Annotated in this window: 1 protein-coding gene; it reads right to left on the minus strand. The window is 46.7% G+C overall.

The window, feature by feature from the left end:
• On the minus strand, positions 1–1,359 hold a 1,359-nt coding region (locus tag R7P35_RS24530), incomplete at both ends, for a lysophospholipid acyltransferase family protein (RefSeq protein ID WP_318092947.1).

A 1,359-nucleotide genomic window follows, 5' to 3' on the forward strand; every position in this document is an offset into this window, starting at 1 on the left:
ATCCATCCAGTGCGTTGTTAAACGCCGGATCGACGTTAAAACACACCAACTTACCATTCAAACTCAAATATTGGCGCAGTAATACCGGAACGCCTTTGCCTTCGTCAATTCGAGCGATCACGCGAGATAGCAATTGTAAATCTCCCAATGCGGTTAGCATGCTGGTATTCCAGTTTAAGTTGGTTTCTGGCAGTGGGTTTGACGGAGTGACGTATTCGGCGCAGTCGTTGTCGTAGTGGTGTAGGGTCATCGATTGTGCCAATAATTGACGCGCGGTATGGCTGTAATCGTTGCTGATGCTCACTGGGCCAAATAAGTGCGTGTATTCAGGATGTTGATGAACAAAAGTCGCTATGCCTTTCCAGAGTAAGAGTAGGGCACTCATGCTTTTTTGATATTGCTCGGCAATCACAGAACGACCCATTTCAATCGACTTGCCCATTTGATCGAGAAAGCGTTGGTCATAGTTGAACAAGGTGCGCGAATACAATCCTTCTACGCCATATTTCGCCAATAATTGATCAACTAATCCAAGACGGTAAGCTCCTACCATGCATTGGTTCTCACGATCCCACACAAACAGGTGCAGGTAATCATGATCGAAATGATCGATGTCTATCGCTTGTCCGGTCCCTTCGCCAACTTGACGGGAATTATGTTCTCGCAAGCGGCCAATTTCATGTAGGAGAGATGGAATCTGCTGCGCACTGGCGCAGTACACGTCGAACTCGCCATTTTGAAGCAATTGGGTTTCTGCCGGTAAGCTGTGCAGCTCTTCAAGTAATTGGCCTATGGGTAACCCTACCGCAATAGGTAAGAGATCATTGTCTGAGACCGTTTGCTGAGTGGCACTTACATCGCGGTTAAGCAGGTAGGTGTTAAGCCTCAGATAATTGACGATCTGATCATCGTTGAGGTTATTGAGTTCTTTAAACTTGATTGCTTGCCCAAAGGACAAGTCAATGGTTTTTGCGCTCTTGTTGAGTAGCTCTCTTCCTAACATCAAGGTGCGTAAAAGAGGGTGGATTTTACCTGCCATGTAGAAGCGTTTTGAGTTCTGCCCACTAATGAAGATGGGAACAGTGGCGGCTTTGTTCTTACGAATTAACGCACTGACACTGCGGCTCCATTCTTTGTCTTCTAAACGCTGTTGTTTGGCATCCACCAACTGTGACACTTCACCCGCAGGGAAAACCAATAACAAGCCGCCATTCGCAAGGTGTTTGTTGGCTGCTCTAAGTGCCTTCATGTTCGACTTGACCGCATCTTTGCCCTCGAATACGTCGACACCAATAAAAAGTTGGTCGAGCTCTGGCACGGTTTTCAGGTACTGATTCGCTAAAATTTGGATATCGTCTC

This window comes from Vibrio sp. Vb0304 (assembly GCF_033338995.1).
Lineage (GTDB): Bacteria > Pseudomonadota > Gammaproteobacteria > Enterobacterales > Vibrionaceae > Vibrio > Vibrio alginolyticus.